We start from the raw sequence: 23,712 nt of genomic DNA on the forward strand, positions 1-23,712 counted from the left end.
CGACCTGCTCCCTGGTTCCGCCGATTTGGAGAAACAATGATCCCGTTGTCGTTCGCGCAGCGTCGACTGTGGTTCGTGGACAGGTTCGAGGGCCCTTCGGCGACCTACAACGGCGCCTTCGCCCTGCGGCTGACCGGTGACCTGGACGTGGGCGCGATGGAGGCGGCGCTCCGCGATGTCATCGACCGGCACGAGGTCCTCCGCACGGTGATCGTCGAGGGCGACGACGGCGTCCCGTACCAGCAGGTGCTGCCGTCCGGCCACAAGCCCTTCGGCCTGCCGGTCGTCGAGGCCGGAGAGGCCGACGAGGAGGCACGGGCGGCGGCGGTCGAGGAGGTGGCCACCGGGACCTTCGACCTGGCCGCCGACGTGCCGATCCGCGCCAGGCTGGTGCGGTGCGGACCGCGCGAGCACACCCTGGTGCTGGTGGCGCACCACACCGCCGTGGACGGGGAGTCCTTCGGACCGCTGTTCCGCGACCTCACCACGGCCTACGCGGCCCGCCGCCAGGGCAGGGCCCCGGGGTGGGAGCCGCTCCCGGTGCAGTACGCGGACTACACGCTGTGGCAGCGGGACCTGCTCGGCGACGAGTCCGACCCCCAGAGCCTCGCGGGCCGGCAACTGGAGTACTGGCGGCGGACCCTGGCCGACCTGGCGCAGCCGCTGGCCGTGCCCACCGACCGTCCGCGCCCGAAGACGATGAGCCAGCGCGGCGACGCGGTCCGGTTCTCGATCGACCCCGACCTGCTCCGGTCCGTGGAGAAGCTGGCCGCGCGGGCGGACACCACGGTCTCGATGGTCATGCACTCCGCGCTGGCGGTCCTCCTGCACCACCTCGGCTGCGGCGACGACGTGCCCATCGGCGCGCCGATCGCGGGCCGCACCGACGAGGAACTGCGCGACCTCGTCGGCTTCTTCGTCAACACGTGGGTGCTGCGCGTCGACCTCTCCGGGAACCCGACCTTCCACCGGCTGCTCCAGCGGGTGCGGGACCGGTCCCTCGCCGCGTACGACAACCAGGACATGCCGTTCGAGCGGCTGGTGGAGGTGCTCAACCCGGAGCGGTCCACCGCCTACCACCCGTTCTTCCAGGTGATGCTCTCCTGGCAGCCGCCCGTGCCGGACCTGGAACTCCCCGGCCTCGACGTCGAGGCGGAGCGGCTCGAGACCGGAACGGCCAAGTTCGACCTGTTCTTCGACATGCTCCCGAACGGCTCGGGCGGGGCGGAGTGCCGTCTGGAGTACGTCGCCGACCTGTTCGACAGGGACACGGCCGAGGCGCTCGCGCACCGGTTCGTCCGCGTGCTGGGCCGGCTCGCGGCCGACCCGGACCGCAGGATCGGCGGCGTCGACGTGCTCGACGCGGCCGAGCGGGAACGGTTGCTGACCCGGTTCGACGACACCGCCGCGGAGGAGTCAGGACTGACGCTCCCGGAGCTGTTCGAGGAGCAGGCGGCCAGGACCCCGGACGCCCCGGCGATCGTGTGCGACGACCGGACGCTGACCTACCGCGAGCTCGACGACCGGGCGAACGCCGTCGCGTGGGAGCTGATCCGGCGCGGTGCCGGGCCCGAGGACCTGGTGGTGCTGGCGCTGCCGCGCACGGAGGACCTGGTGGCCGGCCTGCTCGGCATCCTCAAGTCCGGTGCCGGCTACCTGCCGATGGACCCGCAGTACCTCGGCGGCCGCGCGGAGAGCGTGCTGTCCGAGGCGGCCCCGCGGTTCGCGGTCACCGACACCGCGACGTGGCGGGACCTGCCGCGCAACGGCGTCTCGGCCGTGAACCTCGACCACCGCGGGCAGTGGGAGCCGTCCGAGGGGGCGCCGGGCGACGCGGACCGGACCTCGCCGCTGGTTCCGGACAACCTGGCGTACGTCATGTACACCTCCGGCTCCACCGGCAAGCCGAAGGGCGCGGCGATCACCCACCGCAACGTCGTCAACGGGGTGCGCGAGCTGGTGCGCGTGCTGGACGCGCCGCCCGGCTGGCGGATGCTGGCCGGCACCTCGGTGAACTTCGACGTCTCCGTCTTCGAGCTGCTGTCCACCCTGTCCACCGGCGGCACGGCCGAGGTGGTGCCGAACGTGCTGGCGCTCGGCGAGCGGGACGGCTGGGACGGCCACGTGATCAGCGCGGTCCCCTCGGTGCTCGGGGAACTGGTGGGCCACCTGAAGAAGACGACCGACGTGCGCACGGTCGTGTTCGCGGGCGACGTGCTCCCGGCCGCCCTGGTGCGGCAGGTGCGCGAGGCCCTGCCCGGCGTGCAGGTCGTGAACTCCTACGGGCAGAGCGAGAGCTTCTACGCCACCACGTTCTCCCTCGCGGCGTCCGAGGAATGGCCGGAGGGCGACGTCGCGCCCATCGGCACCCCGCTGGGCAACATGCGCGCCTACGTCCTCGGTCCGGGCCTCGCCCCGGTGCCGCAGGGCGTGGTCGGCGAGCTGTACGTGGTGGGGACCTGCCTCGGCCGCGGCTACCACGACCGTCCGGGCCTGACCGCCGAGCGCTACGTGGCGAACCCGTTCGGCCCCGCCGGCGAGCGGATGTACCGCACGGGCGACCTGGCCCGCTGGGACGCGCGGGGCCGGCTGGAGTGCCTCGGCAGGGCCGACGGCCAGGTGAAGGTGCGCGGCTTCCGCATCGAGACCGCCGAGGTCGAGGCGGCGTGCCTGCAGCACCCCGGCATCAGCCAGGCGGTGGTGATCAGCCGCGAGACGTCCTCGGGCGGGCGGCGGCTCGTCGCGTACGTGGTGCACACCGGCGACGGCGCCGCCGGTGACGACGGCGCCGGCGGCATCGGCGACGTGGACGTGCTCGCCGGCGCCTCGGCCGCCGAGCTGCGCAGGTTCGTCGCCGCGCGGCTGCCCGACTACATGGTGCCGTCGGCCTTCGTGGCCCTCGGCAGGCTGCCGCTCGGACCGACCGGCAAGCTGGACCGCTCGGCGCTGCCCGAACCGGAGTTCCTGGGCGAGGTGTACCGGGAGCCGCGCACCGAGGCCGAGACGATCATCACCGCGGCGTACGCGGACGTGCTCGGTGTGGACCGGGTCGGCGCCGACGACGACTTCTTCGCGGTGGGCGGGGACAGCCTGCGGTCGATCCAGGTGGTCGCGCGGGCCCGGGCCCGCGGCCTCGACCTCACCACGCGGGAGATCTTCGAGTGCCGCACGGCGGCCCGGCTGGCCGAGGCGGCCGCCGGCCGCCGGGACCGGGCGCCCGCGCTCGCGGAGGACGAGGGCGGCGGCGTCGGCCCGATGCCGCTGCAGCCGGTGGCGCGGCAGGTGTTCGAGCACGGCGGCGGGACGAACCGGTTCGCCATGTCGATGGTGCTGGAGCTGCCCGACGGCATCGACGCGGGCGGCCTCACCGCGACGCTGGACGCCGTGCTCGACCGGCACGACCTCCTGCGCGCGCGGCTGGTGCGCGGCGACGACCCCTCCCTCGTCGTGCGTCCGGCGGGCACCGTGCGCGCGGCGGACCTGCTCCGCCGGGTCCCCTGCGACGGCCGGTGGGACGAACCGTCCTGGACGGAGGCGGCGAAGGCGGAGCTGGACGACGCGGTCGGACGCCTCGACCCGGGGGCCGGGACCATGGCGGACTTCGTCTGGTTCGGCGCGGGGACGGGCGCGGGCCGGCTCCTCGTGGTGCTGCACCACCTGGTGGTGGACGGCGTCTCCTGGCGGATCCTCATGTCGGACCTCGCCGAGGCGTGGCAGCGGGTCCGCTCCGGCCGGGTGCCCGAGCTGCCCGCGGTCGGGACGTCGGCCCGCCGCTGGGCGGCGGCGCTGGCGGACGAGGCGCTCTCCCCGGAGCGGGAAGCGGAAGCGGCGTACTGGCGGGACCTGCTGGAGGCGCCCGACCCCCCGCTGGGCACCCGGGCGTTCGACCCGGCGGTGGACGTGTGGTCCACGGTCGACACCGTGCGGGTGGAGCTGCCCGCGGAGGTCACCGAGGCGGTGCTGACCAGGCTCCCCGCGGCGTTCCGGGGCACCGGGACCGACGTGCTGCTCGCCGCGCTCGCCCTGGCGGTGAACCGGTGGCGCGGTGCGGACCGCTCGACCCTGGTCCGGCTGGAGGGCCACGGCCGTGAGGAGGACCTGGTCCCCGGGGCCGACCTCTCCCGGACCGTCGGGTGGTTCACCACCATGTACCCGGCCCGGGTCGACGTGGGCGCGGTGGACCCGGCCGACGTCCTGGCGGGCGGCCCCGCGGCCGGCGAGGCGGTCAAGCTGGTCAAGGAGCAGCTGCGCGGGGTCCCGGACAAGGGCGTGGGCTACGGACTGCTGCGCCACCTGAACCCGGAGACCGCCCCGCAGCTCGCCGACCACCCGGCACCGCAGATCGGCTTCAACTACCTCGGCCGGATCTCCGACGCCGACGTGCCCGAGCACCTGCGCGCGCACGGCTGGGGGCCGGCGCCCGGCTCCGCCGGGCTGGTCCCGGCGCCCGACCCCGACCTGCCGGCGCTGTCCGCGCTGGAGGTCAACTCGGTCGCCGTGGAAACCGCCGGCGGCAGCCGGCTGCAGACCGCCTTCATGTTCCCCACCGGGGTGCTGTCCCGGGAGCGGGTCACCGAACTGGCCGGGCTGTGGGTCGAGGTGCTGCACGGCATGGCCGCCTACGCCGCACGCCCGCACATCGGCGGGCTCACGCCCTCGGACGCCCCGCTGGTCACGGTGCGGCAGGACGAGATCGAGACCTGGGAGGCGCGCTACGGCCGGCTCGCCGAGGTGTGGCCGCAGGCTCCCGGGCAGTCCGGGATCCAGTTCCAGGCCGCGATGGCCGACGGCGCCTTCGACGTGTACCACATGCAGTTCGTGCTGCACCTGTCCGGGCACGTGGACCCGGCGCGCATGAGGTCGGCCGGGCAGGCGCTGCTCGACCGGTACCCGAACCTGCGCTCCGCGTTCCTCACCGGGGCCGGCGGCGACCCGGTGCAGGTCGTGCCGGAACACGTCCCCCTGCCGTGGCGGCACGTCGAGCTGCCCGGCCGGGGCGAGGCCGAGGAGGCCGCGGCGCTCGACGAGGTGCTCGCCGAGGACCGGGCCGACCGGCTCGACCCCGCCCGGCCGCCGCTGCTCCGCCTGGCCCTGATCACCTGCGGGCCGCGGCGGGCGAAGCTCGTCATCACGGCGCACCACACCCTGTTCGACGGCTGGTCGTCCACGATGGTGATCACGGACCTGATCCGGCTGTACTCCGGCACCCGTGAACTCGCCCCGGTCCGCGACTACGGCGACTACCTGACCTGGCTGTCCACGCGGAACCGGGAGGAGTCGGCCGCCCGGTGGGCCGCCGAACTCGCCGGTTTCGACCAGCCGACCCTCGTGGCCCCGAACGCCCCCCTCCAGGAGGAGGCGGTCGCCCTCGGGAGGGTCGAGGTACCGCTGTCCATCGACCAGGGGCGTGGACTCGCCCGGCGCGCCGCGGAACTCGGCGTCACGCAGAACACGCTCCTGCAGGGCGCGTGGGCGATCCTGCTCGCCAAGCTGACCGGGCAGCAGGACGTGGTGCTCGGCGCCGCCGTCAACGGCCGGCCGGCGGATCTCCCCGGCTCGGACGGCATGGTCGGCCTGTTCATCAACACCCTGCCCACCAGGGTCCTCTGCCGGCCGGACCACAGCGTGGGCGACGTCGTCACCGAGCTGCAGGCCCGGCAGACCGCGCTGATCGACCACCACTACTACGGGCTCGCCGACATCCAGCGCGGCGTCGGGCTGCCCGCCCTGTTCGACACGATCGTGGTGTTCGAGAACTACCCGGTCGACCGCGAGGGCATCGTCGACGCGAACCTCGAGGCGGGGCTCACGATCGACGCCATCCGGCCGTTCGCGGGCTCGCACTACGCCCTCACGCTCAACGCCTCCGACCCCTACCTGCGGCTCTCCCTCGACTACCGGAAGAACCTCTACGGACGCGACGAGGCCGAGGGGATCGCCGCCCGGCTCGTCCGGGTGCTGGAGCAGGTGCTCGAGGACCCGACGGTGCCGGTCGGCGCCGTCGACGTGCTGGGCGAGGAGGAGCGGGACCGGCTGGTGCGCGGCGTCAACGACACGGCGCACCCGGTGGCCGAGGCCACCCTGCCGGACGCGTTCGAGGCCCGGGTGGAGCGCGACCCCGACCGCGTCGCGCTGATCGGCGAGCGGGAGACGCTGACGTACGGGGAGTTCGACCGCCGTGCCAACCGGCTGGCGCACTGGCTGGCCGAACGGGGCGCCGGACCGGAGCGGCTGGTCGCGGTGCGTGTCCCGCGGTCCGTGGACCTGATGGTGGCGGTCTACGCGGTGGTCAAGACGGGCGCGGCGTACCTGCCGATCGACCCGGACCTGCCCGAGGACCGGGTGCGGCACGTGCTGGACGGCGCGAAGCCGCTGCTGGTGCTCGACGAGGTGCTCCCGGACGTCTCCCGCCACCCGGAGGGGAGCCCGGAGCGGTCGCTGTCCCCGGACAACGCCGCGTACGTCATCTACACCTCCGGTTCCACCGGCGGCCCCAAGGGCGTCCAGGTGTCCCACCGGTCGATCATGAACCGGCTGGCGTGGGGCCTGGCGCACTTCGGCGTCACGGCCGAGGACCGGGTGCTGCTCAGCACGTCGGCGAGTTTCGACGTGTCGGTGCCGGAGCTGTTCGCCCCCCTGCAGGCCGGTGCGGCCGTGGTGATCGCGCGCCCGGACGGGCGCCGGGATCCCGCCTACCTGGCCGAGCTGATCCGGCGCGAGGGGGTGACCGGCGCGGACTTCGTGCCCTCCCTGCTGGAGGCGTTCGTCGCCGAGCCCTCGGCGAAGGAGTGCACCGGCCTGCGCTGGATCGAGGTCGCGGGCGAGGCGTTCCCGGCCGCACTGGCCAACAGGGTCGCCGACCTGCTGCCCGGCTGCGGTGTGCACAACCTCTACGGGCCCACCGAGGCGGCGGTGGAGGTCACGGCGTGGCAGCACGTGCCGGGCGCCGACCGGGTGCCGATCGGCACGCCGGTGTGGAACACCCGTGTCTACGTGCTGGATCAGGCGCTGCGCCCGGTGGCGCCCGGGGTCGCCGGCGAGCTGTACCTGGCCGGCACCGGGCTCGCCAGGGGCTACCTGGGGCAGCCGGACCTGACCGCGAACCGGTTCGTCGCCTGCCCCTACGGCGAGCCGGGGACCCGGATGTACCGCACCGGGGACCTGGTGCGGTGGAACGCGGAGGGCCAGGTCGAGTACCTCGGCCGCACCGACTTCCAGGTCAAGATCCGCGGCTTCCGCATCGAGCTGAGCGAGGTGGAGTCGGCGCTGACCGCGCACCCGGACGTCGAGGGCGCGGTGGCCGTGGTGCGCGAGGAGCGCGCCGGCGACCAGCGGCTGGTCGCGTACGTGGTGCCGGCCGACGGCAGGACGGACCCGTCCGGCCTGGACCTCGCGGCCCTGACGGAACTGGCCCGGGAGACGCTGCCGGAGTACATGGTCCCGTCGGCGATCGTGCCGCTCGCCGAGTTCCCCCTGAACACGAGCGGGAAGCTCGACCGCAGGGCGCTGCCCGCGCCCGGCCGCACCGAGGCCGCGGCCGGACGGGGGCCGCGCGACCGCACCGAGGAAGTGCTCTGCCGGCTGTTCGCCGAACTGCTCGGCGTGGAGGAGGTCGGCATCGACGTCGACTTCTTCGAACACGGTGGGCACTCGCTGCTGGCCACCCGGCTGATCGGCCGCATCCGCAGCGAGTTCACCGTGGACGTGAAGGTCACGTCGGTGTTCCGCAATCCGACCGTCGCCCAGCTCGCGGAGCAGATCGGGAAGCTGGCCACGTCGAAACGCCCCCAGCTGCGACAGATGACCGTACAGGAGAAGCGTCGATGATCCCGTTGTCCTTTGCCCAGAGCCGGATGTGGTTCCTCCACCGGCTGGAAGGGCCGTCCGCGACCTACAACGTCCCGTTCGTGCTGCGCCTGGAAGGGGAGCTGGACACGGCGGCCCTGGCCGCGGCGGTGACGGACGTGGCGACGCGGCACGAGAGCCTGCGCACGCTGGTCGTCGAGAACGCGGACGGCTCGCTGGAACAGCGGATCCTGCCTCCCCACGAGGCGGTCCACCCCTTCCGGGTGGTCGACGTGGCCGCGGACGCGGTGGACACCGCGGTGCACGGGGCCGTGCGCGAGACGTTCGACCTGGGCACGGACCTCCCCCTGCGGACGACCGTGGTCCGGGCCGCTCCGCAGGACCACGTCCTGGTGTTCGTGTTCCACCACATCGCCGCGGACGGGGCGTCGATGGGGCCGTTCCTGCGGGACCTCATGGCGGCGTACGCGGCCCGCCACCGGGGGAGCGCGCCGCAGTGGGAGCCGCTCGCGGTGCAGTACAAGGACTACACGCTGTGGCAGCAGCAGGTGCTGGGCGACGAGGCCGACCCGGAAAGCGTCATCGCGCCGCAACTCGCCTACTGGAAGAAGGAGCTGGCCGCGATACCGCAGCCGCTGCAGCTGCCGCTGGACAGGCCGCGGCCGACGTCGGCCAGCTACCGCGGCGGCGAGGTCCCCTTCACGCTGTCCACCGAACTGCTGTCCCGGATGCAGAAGCTGGCCGTGGACCACGGCGGCACGGCGCCCATGGTGGCCCAGGCCGCGCTGGCGGTGCTGCTGAACAAGCTGGGGGTGGGCGAGGACGTGCCGATCGGCAGTCCGATGGAGGGGCGCGCCGACGAGCAGCTCGACGACCTGATCGGCTTCTTCGTCAACACCTGGGTGCTGCGCGCCGACCTGTCCGGGAACCCGTCGTTCGCCGGTCTGCTGGAGCAGGTGCGGGACAAGGCCCTCGCCGCGTACGACAACCAGGACATACCGTTCGAGCGGCTGGTGGAGGTGCTCAACCCGGAGCGTTCCACCGCCTACCAGCCGCTGTTCCAGACGGTGCTGGGCTGGCAGTTCGTGTGGCCGGAGATCGAGATGCCGGGGCTGCGGGTCACCCCGGTCCCGGCGGTCACCGGCACCGCGAAGTTCGACCTGTTCTTCAACGTCGTCCCGAAGGCGTCCGGGGGCGCGCACGGACTGCTGGAGTACGCGGCGGACCTGTTCGACCACGCCACGGCCGTCGGTTTCGTCGACCGGTTCCTGCGCGTCCTGGAGCAGGTCACCGAGGACCCGTCGATGCCGGTCGGCGCCGTCGAGGTGCTCGAGGAGGACGAGCGGGACCGGCTGGTGCGCCGGCTCAACGACACGGCGCACCCGGTGGCCGAGGACACCCTGCCCGGGGCGTTCGAGGCCCGGGTGGAGCGCGGCCCCGACCTGCTCGCGGTGATCGGCGAGCGGGAGAGGCTGACGTACGGGGAGTTCAACCGCCGCGCCAACCGGCTGGCGCACTGGCTGGCCGAACGGGGCGCGGGTCCCGAGCGGTTGGTCGCGGTCAGGATCCCCCGCTCGGTGGACCTGCTGGTGGCGGTCCACGCGGTGCTCAAGACGGGCGCGGCCTATCTGCCGGTGGGCACCGAGCTGCCCGAGGACCGGGTGCGGTACCTGCTGGACGACGCGAAGCCGCTGCTGGTGCTCGACGAGGTGCTCCCGGACGTGTCCGGGTACCCGGAGACCGACCCGGAGCGGTCGCTGTCCCCGGACAACGCCGCGTACGTCATCTACACCTCCGGTTCCACCGGCACCCCCAAGGGCGTCCAGGTGTCGCACCGGTCGGTCATGAACATGCTGGCCTGGCGGCGGGCGTACTTCGGGATCGGCGTCGAGGACCGGGTGCTGGTCAGCTCGTCGGCGAGCTTCGACGCGTCGGTGCCGGAGTCGTTCACGCCGCTGCAGGCCGGCGCGGCCGTGGTGATCGCGCGCCCGGACGGGCAGCGGGACCCGGCGTACCTGGCCGAGCTGATGCGGCGCGAGGGGGTGACCGGCGCCTTCTTCGTCCCCTCCCTGCTGGAGGTGTTCGTCGCCGAGCCCTCGGCGGCGGGGTGCACCGCCCTGCGCTGGGTGGAGGCGGGCGGTGAGGCGTTCCCGGCCGAGCTGGCCGACAGGGTCGCCGGCCTGCTGCCGGGCTGCGCGGTGCACAACCTCTACGGCCCCACCGAGGCGGCCGTCGAGGTCACCGCGTGCGAGCACACACCGGGCGCGGACCGGCTGCCGATCGGCGCGCCGGTGTGGAACACCCGTGTCTACGTGCTGGATCAGGCGCTGCGCCCGGTGGCGCCCGGGGTCGCCGGCGAGCTGTACCTGGCCGGCACCGGGCTCGCCAGGGGCTACCTGGGGCAGCCGGACCTGACCGCCGACCGGTTCGTCGCCTGCCCCTACGGCGAGCCGGGGACCCGGATGTACCGCACCGGGGACCTGGTGCGGTGGAACGCGGAGGGCCAGGTCGAGTACCTCGGCCGCACCGACTTCCAGGTCAAGATCCGCGGCTTCCGCATCGAGCTCGGTGAGATCGAGCACGCGCTGGCGACGCACCCCGGGGTGGCGCGGGCGGCCGTCGTGGTGCGGGAGAACCGGCAGGGCGACAAGCAGCTCGTCGGGTACGTGGTGCCCGAGCCGTACGCCGCGGTGGCCGAAGCCGACGCCCAGGTGGACGAGTGGCGCGAGATCTACGACGACAACTACGCCGACTTCGACGGCGGCCTGGGCGACGACTTCCGGGGCTGGAACTCCAGCTACACCGGTGAGCCCATCCCGCGCGAGCAGATGCTGGAGTGGCAGGACGCGGCGGTGTCCCAGGTGCTGCGGTACGCGCCGCGGCGGGTGCTGGAGATCGGCGTCGGTTCCGGTCTGCTCCTGGGGAAGATCGTCGGCGAGGTCGAGGAGTACTGGGGAACCGACCTCTCGGCCCCGGTGGTGGAGAGGGTCCGGGCCCAGGCCGAACAGGCCGGACACGGCGACCGGGTCCACCTGAGCGCCCGGCCGGCCGACGACGTCTCCGGGCTGCCCCGCGACCGCTTCGACACCGTGTTCCTCAACTCGGTGGTGCAGTACTTCCCGAGCATCGAGTACCTGGACCAGGTGCTGCGCCAGGCGATGGACCTCCTCGTGCCGGGCGGCCGCCTCATCGTCGGCGACGTCCGCAACGCCACGACGTGCCGCCTCTTCATGACCGCGGTGCAGCGCGCGGCGCACCCCCACGCCTCGCACGACGAGCTGCGGACGCTGGTGGAGAGGGAACTGCTCGCCGAACAGGAGCTGGTGATCGCGCCGGAGTGGTTCGCCGAGCTGGCGGAGGACCTCTCCGCCGCGGTCGACATCCGGCTGAAGCCCGGCCGGGCGCACAACGAGCTGACCCGGCACCGCTACGAGGTCGTCCTGCACAAGCAGCCGGCCGACGTGCTCGACCTGGCCGGCGTGCCGTCGGTGCCGTGGGGCCGGGAGGTGTACGACCTGGACGACCTGGGCGCCCTCACGGCCCGGACGGGCGGACCGCTGCGGGTGACCGGGGTGCCCAACGCGCGCCTGGCCGACGAGGCCGCCCTGACCGCCGCGACGGGTGTCCTCGCCCCGGTCTCCCGGCCCGGCAGACCGGTCGATCCGCAGGAACTGCTCCGGTGGGCGCGCGAGCACGGCCGGGACGCGGTCGTCACCTGGTCGGGCGAGGACCCGCGGTGCTACGACGCGGTGCTGCTGCCCGAGGGGCCGGCCGGACAGCGCAACGTCACGGGCTCGTTCGTCCCCGCCGGCGCGGGCGGGCGGATCCGGGCGAACACCCCCGCGCTGGCCAGGTCGCTCGGTCCGCTGCTCGTCGAGCTGCCCGAGTACCTGCGCGGACGGCTGCCCGACTACATGGTGCCCCCCGCGTTCGTGCCGCTCACGGAACTGCCGCTGACCCCGAGCGGGAAGCTGGACCAGCGGCTGCTGCCGCCCCCGGACGACGCGCAGGCGACGACCGGCCGTGCCCCGCGCAACCAGGTCGAGGAGACCCTCGGCGCGCTGTTCGCCGAAGTGCTCGGCGTGGACAGCGTCGGCATCGACAACGACTTCTTCGCCAGCGGCGGGGACAGCATCCGCTCCATCCAGATCGTCGCGCGGGCCAGGGCCCGCGGCATCGACATCAGCACGCGGGAGATCTTCGAGCACTCCACGGTCGCCCGGCTCGCGGAACTGGTCGCCGGGCGCCGGGAGGAACGCCTCACCCTGGCGGAACTGCCGGGCGGCGGCACGGGATGGGCCCCGCTGATGCCGACGGCGCGGCACGTGCTCGCGCTCGGCGGCGGTCTCGGCCGGTTCTGCATGTCCGGGATGCTGACCCTGCCCGAGGACGTCGACCGGGCGGGACTGACCGACACGCTGCAGGCCGTCCTCGACCGGCACGACGTCCTGCGGTCCCGGCTGGTCCGGGAGCGGCCCGGCCTGCGGATCGAGCCGGCCGGCGGCGTGCGCGCCGACGCGCTGCTGCGGGAGGTCCCCTTCGAGGACGCCGACGCGCACGCCGAGCTGGACGCGGCCGCGGACCGGCTGGACCCGGACGCGGGCGTGATGGCGCAGTTCGTGTGGTTCACCTCCGCCACGGGTGCCGGCCGGCTGCTGATCGTGCTGCACCACCTGGTCGTCGACGGGGTGTCCTGGCGGATCCTCGTACCGGACCTCGTCGCGGCCTGGCAGCGGGTCCGCGACGGCCGCACCCCGGCGGAGCCGGCGGAGTCGGCGGAGTCGGCCACCTCGGTGCGCCGGTGGGCGCACGCCCTGGCCGACGAGGCGGTCCGCCCGGAGCGGGTGGCGGAACTGCCCGTGTGGCAGCAGATCCTGGGCGAGGACGAGCCGGTGCTCGGAGCACGCGGGCTGGACCCCGCGCGGGACGTCGCCGCCACCGTGGACACGGTGCGCGTCCACGTGCCGGCGGACGTCACCGAGGCCGTGCTGAACACGCTGCCCGCGGTCTTCCGGGGCGGAGTCGACGACGGGCTGCTGGCCGCGCTGGCCCTGGCGCTGGCCAGCTGGCGCCGGACGCGGGGCGTGCCCGCCTCCTCGGCGCTGGTCCGCCTGGAGGGGCACGGCCGGGAGGAGCAGGCGGTGCCCGGCGCGGACCTGTCGCGCACGATCGGGTGGTTCACCGCGATGTACCCGGTGCGGCTGGACCTGGCCGGCGTCGACGTGGCGGACGCGTTCGCCGGCGGCCCGGCCGCCGGCCGGGCGGTCAAGGCGGTCAAGGAGCAGCTGCGGGCGGTTCCGGGCGACGGCATCGGCTTCGGCCTGCTGCGCCACCTCAACCCGGAGACCGCCGCCGGGCTGGCCGCGGCCCGGGAACCGCAGATCGGCTTCAACTACCTCGGCCGGACCTCCACCGCGGACATCCCCGAGGAACTGCGCGGCCTGGGCTGGGCACCCGACACCGCGCACCGCGACCTGATCGCCGCGCCCGACGCGGACATGCCGGTGCTGTCCGCGCTGGAGATCAACGCGGTGGCCAACCGGACCCCCGACGGCGACGAACTGCTGACCGCCTACTTCGGCTTCCCGACCGGCGTGCTCACCCACGAGGAGGTCACCGAGCTGGCCGGGCTGTGGGTCCGGGCCCTGACCGCCCTCGCCCGGCACGCCGCGACCCCCGAGGCCGGCGGCCTGACCCCGGCCGACGCGCCCCTGGTCGACGTGGGACAGGAGGAGATCGACGCCTGGGAGGCCAGGTTCGGGCACCTGGCCGAGATATGGCCGGTGACCCCGGCCCAGTCGGGGATCGTCTTCCACTCGATGCTGGCCGGGGCCTCCTTCGACGCCTACCACGTGCAGCTGGTGTTCCACCTCTCCGGTGAGGTCGACCCCGGGCGGATGCACGTCGCCGGGCAGGCGCTGCTGGAACGCCACGCCGGCCTCCGCGCGGCGTTCGTCGACCGGGCCGACGGCGATCTCGTCCAGGTGGTGCCGGCGGCCGGCGTCACCCTGCCGTGGCACCACCTGGACCTGACCGGGCACGGCGAGGCCGACCGGACCGAGGCGTTCGAGCGGTTCCTCACCCGGGACCGGGCCGCCCACTTCGACGTGGACACCCCCCCGCTGATCCGGCTGGCGCTCGTCGCCCTCGAACCCGGCCGCTCCGAACTCGTGGTGACCGTCCACCACGCGCTCGCCGACGGCTGGTCCACGCCCCTGCTGCTGCAGGACCTGCTCCTGCTCTACGCGTCCCACGGCGACGGGAGCGGGCTGCCCGCCACCCGCGGCTACGGCGAGTTCCTGGCCTGGTACGCACGGCAGGACCAGGACGAGGCGGCCCGGGCGTGGGCCGCCGAGCTCGACGGGGTCGAGGAACCGACCCTGCTCGCCCCCGGAGCCGCCACCGGCGACGGCCTCGACCAGATCGAGGTCACCCTCCCGCTCGACCTGTCCGGCGCGCTCGGGCGGCGCGCCTCCGAACTGGGGGTCACCGTCAACACCTTGGTCCAGGGGGCCTGGGGGCTGCTGCTCGGCCGGCTCACCAACCGGCAGGACCTGGTGTTCGGCACCACCGTCTCCGGACGCCCGGCCGCGGTGACGGGCGTCGAGTCGATGGTCGGGATGTTCATCAACACCCTGCCCGTACGCGTGCGGTACGCGCCCGGCGACACCCTCGCCGAGGTCCTCACCCGGCTCCAGGGCCGCCAGGCCGGCCTCCTGGAGCACCACCACCACGGCCTCACGCAGATCCAGCAGGCCGTCGGCCTGCAGACCCTCTTCGACACCCTGGTCGTCTTCGAGTCCTACCCGGTCGACCAGGAGGGCATCGGCGCCGCCGGCGAGGCCGCGGACGGGATCGCCGTCACCGGCCTGCGCCCGTCCAACGGCACGCACTACCCCCTGGCCCTGATGGCGGCGGTCGACACGCACCTCCACTTCCTCCTCCAGTACGCGCCCGGCGTCTTCGACCGGGACACGGCACAGGCGTACGCGGCCCGTTTCGTGCGCGTCCTGGAGCAGCTGGCGGCCACCCCCGACCTGAGGGTCGCGCAACTCGACGTCCTGGAACCGGCCGAACGCGACCGGCTCCTCGTCGAGTTCAACGACACGGCCGTCCCGGCCCCGGACGTCACGATCACCGCTCTCGTCGAGGCACAGGCGGAGCGGACCCCGGACGAGGTCGCCGTGGTCGCCGGGGGCGAGACGCTCACGTACCGCGAGACGGTCTCCCGGGCGGACCGCCTGGCGCGCGAACTGGCCGGCCGGGGCGTGGGCCCGGAGTCGGTGGTCGCGGTCTCGCTGCCGCGGTCGGCGGACCTGGTGGTCGCCCTGCTCGCGGTCCTGAAGGCGGGCGGAGCGTACCTGCCGGTCGACCCCAGGTACCCCGGCCACCGCCTCGCGGCCATCCTCGACGAGGCGCGGCCGCGCCTCGTCCTGACGGACTCCGCGACGGCCGGGGTGCTGCCGGCGCACGACGCCCCGGACGTCCTCCTCGACGCGCTCGACCCGTCCGGGCAGGACACCGGCCCCGGCATCGCGCCCCACCCCGGGCAGCTGGCGTACGTGATGTACACCTCCGGCTCCACGGGCAAGCCCAAGGGCGTCGCCATCACCCACGCCTGCGTGGTCAACGGCGTCCTGGGACTCGCCTCCCGCGTGGGCATGGGGCCGGGCAAGCGGCTCCTGGCGGGCACGTCGGTCAACTTCGACGTCTCGGCGTTCGAGATCTTCACGACCCTCGCCACCGGCGGCGTCGTCGAGGTCGTCCAGGACGTCCTGGCCCTGGGCGACCGCAGGGACTGGAGCGGCGCCGTCATCTCCACCGTGCCGTCCGTCTTCGCCGAACTCGTCGACGAGCTCTCCGGCCGCACCAGCGTGGAGACCGTCGTCTTCGCCGGCGAGGCCCTGCCCGCCTCGCTCGTCGAGAGGACCCGGGACGCCTTCCCGGGCGTACGGGTCGTCAACGCCTACGGGCAGAGCGAGTCGTTCTACGCCACCACCTTCACCGTCGACGGCGACGCGCGGGGCCGGACGGGCAGCACGCCCGTGGGCACCCCGCTCGGCAACATGCGGACCTACGTCCTCGGCCCCGGCCTGGATCCGGTGCCGCCGGGCGCGATCGGCGAACTGTACGTCGGCGGGACGGTGGGCCGCGGCTACCACGGCCGCCCCGCCCCGACCGCCGAGCGCTTCGTCGCCGACCCCTTCGGCCCGCCCGGCGTCCGCATGTACCGCACCGGCGACCTGGCCCGCCTCGACGACGAGGGCCGGCTGGAGTACGTGGGCCGCGGCGACGCGCAGGTCAAGGTGCGCGGCTTCCGCATCGAGCCCGCCGAGGTCGAGGCCGCGCTCACCGCGCACCCCGGCGTCGCCCGGGCCGTGGCCGTCGCCCGCGACGGGCGCGGCGGCACCGGCAGGCGCCTGGTCGCCTACGTCGTGCCCACCGCCGCCGGCGACGGCACGACGGCCGGCGGCACCACGGCCGAGGGCCCCTCCGGGCCGGACGCGGCGGAACTGCGCGCCTTCGTCTCGGAACGGCTGCCGGACTTCATGGTGCCGTCGGCCCTCGTGGTCCTCGACCGGCTGCCACTCGCCCCGAACGGCAAGCTGGACCGGGCCGCCCTGCCCGAGCCGGAGTACACCGGCGCCGCCCACCGGGCACCCCGCACCCCCCGCGAGAAGACCTTCGCCGACCTGTTCGCCGAGGTCCTCGGCGTGGACCGGGTCGGCATCGACGACGGCTTCTTCGAGCTCGGCGGGCACTCCCTGCTCGCCACCCGGCTGATCAGCCGCGCCCGCGCCGAGATGGGGATCGAGATCCCCATCCGCAAGATCTTCGACCTGCCGACGCCGGCCGCGCTCGCCGAGTGGTCGGAGGAGTCCGCCGCTCCCCGTCGCCCCGGCCTGCGCAAGATGTTCGTAGAGGAGTGAACGTCATGATTCCGCTGTCATTCGCCCAACGCCGGATGTGGGTCCTGCACCAGCTGGAGGGCGGGTCGGAGAACTGGAACATGGCCGCGGCCTTCCGGCTCACCGGATCCCTGGACGAGGCCGCCCTCGCCGCGGCGGTCCGCGACGTGGTCGGCCGGCACGAGATCCTGCGCACCGTCTACGTGACGGACGACGACGGGGAGCCCCACCAGCGGATCCTCCCGCCGGAGCGGGCCGCGCCGCGGGTGCCGGTGACCGAGGTGGCGCCCGAGGACGTGTCCGGCGCGATCGACGAGGCCATCGCGCACCGGTTCGACCTGGCGGCCGAGATCCCGCTGCGGGCCTCCCTGCTGCGCTGCTCGCCCCGGGAACACGTCCTCGTCCTGGTCGTCCACCACATCGCCACGGACGGCAGCTCGGGCGCGCCGCTGGTGCGGGACCTGACCGCGGCCTACACCGCCCGCCGGGACGGCCGGGCGCCGGAGTGGGAGCCGCTGCCCGTCCAGTACAAGGACTACACGATGTGGCAGCGCGAGGTGCTCGGCGACCCGGCGGACCCGGGCAGTCTCGCCGCGACGCAGATCGAGTACTGGCGCAAGGAACTGGCCGGGGTGCCGCAGCCGCTGAACCTGCCGCTGGACCGCCCGCGGCCCGCGGAAGCGGACTCGCGGGGCGACAGCGTCGGCTTCTTTGTGGAACCGCGGGTGGGGACCGGGCTGCAGAAGCTGGCCGACGAGCGCGGGGCGACCCTGTCGATGGTCCTGCACGCCGCGCTGGCGGTGCTGCTGCGCAAGCTCGGCGGCGGGGACGACGTGACGATCGGCAGCTCGATCGCCGGGCGCACCGACGAGGCGCTGGCCGACCTGATCGGGTTCTTCGTCAACACCCAGGTGCTGCGGGTGGACCTCTCCGGCGACCCGTCGTTCGCCGGTCTGCTCGCGCAGGTGCGGAACAAGGCGCTGGCGGCCTACGAGCACCAGGACGTGCAGTTCGACGCCCTGGTCGAGGCGATCAACCCCGAACGGTCCGCGGCGTACCAGCCGCTGTTCCAGGTGATGCTCGGCCTGCAGAACTACGAGCGGCCCGACTTCAGGCTCCCGGGGCTCGAGGTGGAGGCCGAGCGCAACGCCCTGTCGAGCGCCAAGGTCGACCTGTTCTTCAACGTGGTCGCGGACGACTCGGGCGCGCTGCGGGGCGACGTCTCCTACGCGACCCAGCTGTTCGACCGGGAGACGGTCGAGGCCGTCGCCGCCCGGTTCACGCGTGTCCTCGAGCAGGTGGTCGCCGATCCGGACGTGTGCGTCGGGGACGTCGACGTGCTGGGCGCGGACGAGCGCCGGCGGCTGCTGGTGGAGGTGAACGACACCGCCGAGCCGACCCTGGAACTGGTGGAGGCGGTGCGCGAGCGGGTACGGGCGACGCCGGAGGCACTCGCCGTCATCGGCGAGGAGGAGTCGCTCACCTACCGGGAACTGGAAGCGCGGTCGAACCGGCTGGCGCACTGGCTGGTCGGCCGCGGCGTGCGGGCGGAGTCACGGGTCGCCGTGTGCCTGCCCCGGACGGTGAACCTGGTGGTGACGCTGCTCGCGGTCCTCAAGGCCGGCGGGGCCTACGTCCCGATCGACCCGGACCACCCGCGCTCCCGGATCGACTACATCCTCGAGCACGCGGACCCGGTGCTGGTGCTCGACGCCGACGCGCTGGCCGGCGCGGACCTGGCGGGATGTCCGGACACGGCGCCCGAGGTGGTCGTCCGGCCCGAGAACACCCAGTACGTGATCTACACGTCGGGCTCGACAGGGAGGCCGAAGGGGGTGACGATCCCGCGCGGCGCGGTGGCGAACTACCTCGCCACGACGCAGCGGAGGTTCCCGCTGTCCCCCGGGGACCGGATGCTGTTCAGCACGACCGTGGCGTTCGACATGGCGAACACCGAGCTGTACCTGCCGTTCGTCACCGGCTCGACCATGGTGGTGGCGGGGAAGGACACCGTCACCGACCCGTCGGCCGTCCTGGCGCTGATACGCCGCCACGGGGTCACCGCGGTCCAGGCCACGCCCGCCTTCTGGCAGATGCTGCTGATGCACGACCCGCACGCCGCGAAGGACCTGCGGATCATCATCGGCGCGGAAGCCGTACCGGTGCGGCTGGCCGAGACGCTGGCGCGGCAGGCCGCCGAGGTGTTCAACATGTACGGCCCGACCGAGACGGTGACGTGGTGCACCGAGGCGCGCGTGGAGCCCGGGCGGGGCGCCCCGATCGGCAGGCCGGTCGGGAACACCCGGGTGTACGTGCTCGACTCGCGGCTGTGCCCGGTCCCGCGCGGCGTGCAGGGCGAGCTCTACATCGCCGGCGCCGGCATGGCCCGCGGCTACCAGGGCCGGCCGGAGCTGACCGCGGAGCGGTTCGTGGCGTGCCCGTTCGGGCCCGCCGGGGCGCGGATGTACCGCACCGGGGACCTGGTGCGCTGGAACGCGGACGGTCAGCTGGAGTACCTCGAGCGAACCGACTTCCAGGTGAAGATCCGCGGATTCCGGATCGAGCTGGGGGAGATCGAGCACGTGCTGACCGGGCACCCCGGCGTGGCGCAGGCGGCGGCCGTGGTGCGCGAGAACCAGGACGGCGACAAGCGCATCGTGGGCTACGTGATGCCCGGGCCCGGCGCCGCCGGGGACGAGGCCGGGGTCCGGGCCCTGCTCGCCGAGCTGCCCGGGTACCTGCGCGGGCGCCTGCCGGACTACATGGTGCCCTCCGCGCTGATCCCGCTCTCGGAGATCCCGCTGACCCCGAACGGGAAGCTCGACCGGGGAGCGCTGCCGGCCGAGGACACGCACGCCGAGGCGGGCCGCGAGCCGCGGGACTCCCGCGAGGAGAGGCTGTGCGCCCTCTTCGCCGAGTTGCTCGCCGTCGAGGGGGTCGGCATCGACGACGACTTCTTCGCGCTCGGCGGTCACTCGCTCCTGGCCACCCGGCTCAGCGCCCGCATCCGCAGCGAGTTCGGCCTCGACGTGCCCCTCAGGACGATCATCAAGTACCCCACGGTGGCCGAGCTGGCCTCGCTGATGCTCATCGGCGCCCCCTCGGAACTCTCCGACCCGTTCGCCGTCGTGCTGCCGCTGAACAGCGATCCCGGCACCGGGAAGCCGCCCCTGTGGTTCTTCCACGGGGGAGGCGGGCTGGGGTGGGCGTACTTCAGCTTCGTGCTGCACGTGCGGGACCGGCCGGCCTACGCCCTCCAGTCCCGCGGCTCCGACGGCGTGGCCCCGCTGGTGGGGTCCGTGGAGGAGATGGTCGAGGACTACGTCACCGAGATGCTGAGGATCCAGCCGGAAGGGCCCTTCCACCTCGTCGGCTGGTCCTACGGCGGCACGCTCGCGCCCGCCGTCGCGGCGGCGCTCGACCGGCGCGGCCACGAGGTCGCCCTCGTGGCCGTCCTGGACTCCCAGCCGGGCGGGCACGGGTTCACGGAGATCCACGCCGGCAAGACGATGTCGGACTACCGGGCCGAACTCGAGGAGTACTTCGGCCAGTACGTGGGCACCGACGACCGCCAGCACTTCCTGGATGCCATGGCGAGGGTCCTGACCAACAACACGACCCTCATGATGGATTTCGAGTCGCCGGTCTACCGCGGCGACGTGCTGTTCTTCAGCGCGACGCTCCAGGACCAGTCGTACGCGCACCTGTGGCGGCCGTACGTCCTCGGCTCCATCGAGGTGCACGACGTGCGCGCCACGCACCACGAGATGAACATGCCCGAACCCGTGGCCGAGGTCATGAAGGTCGTCAACAGCAAGCTCGCGACGTGACCGGCGGCGTGTTCTTCGCGCCGGTCCGGCGAATCGCCGAACGGATGAGGGGGGTTGGTCGGGGTGCGTGAACCCGGCATGTCCACGGAACACGAGGACCGGGCCGCGCTGCTGTGCGTGCCGTTCGCGGGGGCGGGGGCTTCGTTCTTCCACCCGTGGCGGGCGCCGGCCGCCGACCGGTGGCGCGTGGTGCCGGTCGAACTGCCCGGCAGGGAGCGGCGGATCATGGAGACGCCGTACCGCAACGTCGTCGAGGCGGCCAGGAGCGAGGCCGACGGCATCGTCGCGGCCCTCGGCGAGGGGGCGCGGACCGTGCTGTTCGGGCACAGCCTGGGCGCGGTGCTCGCGTACGAGCTGGTGCACCTGCTGAGCGCGCGCGGCGTGCACGTCGAACGGCTGGTCGTCAGTGGCTCGCCGGGGCCGTGGACCCAGCGGGAACGGAGGGCGACGGGGCTCCCGGACGAGGAGTTCTTCGCCCGGGTCGAGGAGTTCGCGGGGTTCCGGCACGAGGCGCTCGACCACCCGGAGATGCGTGAACTGCTCCTCCCCGTGCTGCGGGCCGACTGCGAGATGCACGAGAACTACGTCCCGAGCACCGACGAACCGGTGTCGGTGCCGATCTGCTCGCTGCGAGGCGACTCCGACGGCCTGGTCAGCGCCGAACAGGCCCAGGAGTGGCAGAAGGCGACCACGGGCGGATTCAGCTCCGCGGAGTTCCCGGGCGATCACATGTACCTGGTCGATCACGCCCGGGAGGTGCTGGACGTGATCGAGGCGGAATCCGCGCGCGACCGCTGAGGCCACCCGCCCGCGGGACGAGGACCCGGGCGGGGCCGCGGCCCTGCCCGGACCCACCGCCGCCGACCCGGCCGGATCCCCACGCCGTCGGCTCGGCTCGGCCTGGCCTGGTCAGGCTCGGCTCGGTCCGGCTCGGCACGACCTGGCGGGGCCCGGCTCGGTGAACCGTCCGCACACGGCGGCGGCGGCCGACGCGCGCCGACGCGGTGGCGGGCCCGTGCGGGCCGTCGCGTCCGGGGCGTCCGGGGCCCGACGGGACCCGGACGCCCGCGCGGGGCCCGCACCGCGAAAGACACCCCGAACCCGCGGAGAACCCGCGGGAGAACCGCACCCGCGGGAGACCCGCAGGGCACCCGCGGGGAACTCCCGGCGGACCCGCAGAGAAACGGAGACGCATCATGTCGACCGGCGTGAACGCCGTGGCCGTCGCCGGCCAGCCACCGCTCCTGAGCTACGAAGGGGTGCATGGCGCCCGGCGCCGTATCGCCGGACGTCTGGTGCGCACGCCCGTCGTGCGCAGCGAGGAACTGGAGCGGGTGGCCGGCGCCCGGCTGTGGCTGAAGGCGGAGAACCTCCAGCGCGGGGGCTCCTTCAAGATGCGCGGCGCGCTCCTCGCCGTGGAGCGGCTGAGGGGGGCCGGCAGCACCGGGGTGGTCGCGCAGTCCACCGGGAACCACGCCATAGCCGTGGCCCTGGCCGCCGCGCAGTACCGGCTCCCGGCGGTGCTGGTGCTGCCCACCGACGCCGCTCCGACCAAGGTGCGGCGCATCCGTGAGACCGGCGCCGAGGTGCTCCGGGCCGGAACCACGCTCGCCGAGCGGGTCGCGGTGGTCGAGGAGCTCAGGAACAGCCGCGGGTACGACGAGATCGACCCCTACCAGAACCCGGACGTGGTCGCCGGGCAGGGAACCGCCACCGCGGACCTGCTGCACCAGGTGGACGCGGCCGGCGGCCGTCTGGACGCGGTGGTGCTGCCCGTCGGGGGCGGCAGCGCGGTGGCCGGCGCCTGCCTGGCCACCGCGGGCCGGGGCATCGACGTCTACGGCGCCGAGCCCCGCGCCGTGCCGGCCCTGACCGCGGCGCTGCGCGCCGGGGGACCCGTCACCGTGGACCCGGAGCCCACGATCGCCGACGGGCTGCGCCCCGACCGCATCGGCCGGCTGCCCTACGACCTGGTCCACGACACGGTCGCGGAGGTCTTCACCGTCGACGAGGCCGCCATCGCCGAGGCCCTGTGCCTGGTGCTCGTCCACGCCCGGCTGCTGGTCGAGCCCGCCGCCGCCACCGCCGTGGCCGGCGCCCTGCGCCTCGCCGCCGACGGCCGCGCCCGGGACATCGGCGTGCTGCTCTCGGGCGGCAACGTCGAGACGAGCCTCGTGGCGTCCCTCCTGAGCCGCCGGGCCTCCTGAACCAGCCGTCGACGGGCCCCCGCACCGGCCGTCGACGGACGGGACCGGTGACCGGGGAGGCCCGGGACCGGACCGGAAGAACACCATCCTCCTCACCCGCGCCGCGGGGGAGACCGGTGCACACACGGAACAGAAGGGTCGGGCATGACAGGGGCGACGAGATCCGAGGGGCAGTGGACACACCGCTTCCATCCCCGCGACGACAGCGACTTCCGCCTCGTCTGCTTCCCGCACGCCGGAGGTTCGGCGAGCTACTACCACGCGCTGTCGGAAGCCCTCTCACCCCACCTGGACACGCTCGCCGTCCAGTACCCGGGACGGCAGGACCGGCGCGCCGAGGGCTGCGTCCACAACCTGGCCCACCTCGCCGACCTCACCTACGCGGCGCTGCGCCGCTGCGAGGACGGCCGGCCCACCGTCTTCTTCGGCCACAGCATGGGCTCGATCCTCGCCTTCGAGGTGGCCCGCCGCTACCAGGACGACACCGGCGCCCCGCCCGCCCGGCTGTTCGCCTCCGGCTACCCCGCACCCTCCCGGCTGCGCGGCGGCACGGTCCACCGCCGTGACGACGACGGCATCGTCGACGAACTGCGTTCCGTCAACGGCACCGACCCCGTCTGGCTGGAGAACAGGCACCTCAGAGCCGCCGTCCTCCACGCCGTGCGGGGCGACTACACGGCCATCGAGACCCACCCCCGCGTCACCGGCGTCCGGCTCGACTGCCCCATCACCGTGCTGATCGGCGACGACGACCCGCACACCACGGTCGCCGAGGCCGAGGCCTGGGGGGAGCACACCACCGGCGAGTTCTCCCTGCACGTCTTCCGGGGCGGCCACTTCTACCTCGACCAGTACGGCCGGGAGGTCACCGGCATCATCTCCGCCGCGGTCCGGGGCGAGCCGGCCCCGGAGCGGTGAGGCCCCCGAACCGGTTCCACGGCCCCGGCCCGGAGGAGGACC

6 protein-coding genes are annotated in these 23,712 nt (G+C 74.0%); all 6 read left to right on the top strand.

Annotated elements, in window-relative coordinates:
* Positions 1–36 precede the first annotated feature (36 nt).
* The 6 genes from ACF09K_RS24565 to ACF09K_RS24590 all read left to right on the top strand — a co-directional run bounded on the left by ACF09K_RS24565 (position 37) and on the right by ACF09K_RS24590 (position 23,670).
* On the top strand, positions 37–7,827 hold the full coding sequence (locus ACF09K_RS24565) for an amino acid adenylation domain-containing protein (protein ID WP_392246707.1): 7,791 nt from the start codon (positions 37–39) through the stop codon (positions 7,825–7,827).
* Positions 7,824–16,736, top strand: coding sequence for an amino acid adenylation domain-containing protein (locus ACF09K_RS24570; protein ID WP_392246708.1), 8,913 nt, complete (start codon positions 7,824–7,826; stop codon positions 16,734–16,736). The genes ACF09K_RS24565 and ACF09K_RS24570 overlap by 4 nt, the downstream gene beginning before the upstream one ends.
* Before the next feature lie 5 nt (positions 16,737–16,741).
* Positions 16,742–20,545: an amino acid adenylation domain-containing protein gene (locus ACF09K_RS24575; RefSeq protein ID WP_392246709.1), complete on the top strand. Its 3,804-nt coding sequence runs from the start codon at positions 16,742–16,744 to the stop codon at positions 20,543–20,545.
* 78 nt (positions 20,546–20,623) lie between these two features.
* Positions 20,624–21,343, top strand: coding sequence for a thioesterase II family protein (locus tag ACF09K_RS24580; protein WP_392246710.1), 720 nt, complete (start codon positions 20,624–20,626; stop codon positions 21,341–21,343).
* 398 nt (positions 21,344–21,741) lie between these two features.
* The gene (locus ACF09K_RS24585; RefSeq protein WP_392246712.1) at positions 21,742–22,752 is read left to right on the top strand and encodes a threonine/serine dehydratase; all 1,011 of its coding nucleotides are present in this window, start codon (positions 21,742–21,744) and stop codon (positions 22,750–22,752) included.
* Positions 22,753–22,896: 144 nt separating this feature from the next.
* Positions 22,897–23,670 carry a thioesterase II family protein gene (locus ACF09K_RS24590; RefSeq protein WP_392246714.1) on the top strand — a complete coding sequence of 258 codons (774 nt, stop codon included), beginning with the start codon at positions 22,897–22,899 and terminating at the stop codon, positions 23,668–23,670.
* The last annotated feature ends 42 nt before the right edge of the window (positions 23,671–23,712 follow it).

This window comes from Streptomyces sp. NPDC014882 (assembly GCF_043081325.1).
Classification (GTDB): Bacteria; Actinomycetota; Actinomycetes; order Streptomycetales; family Streptomycetaceae; genus Streptomyces.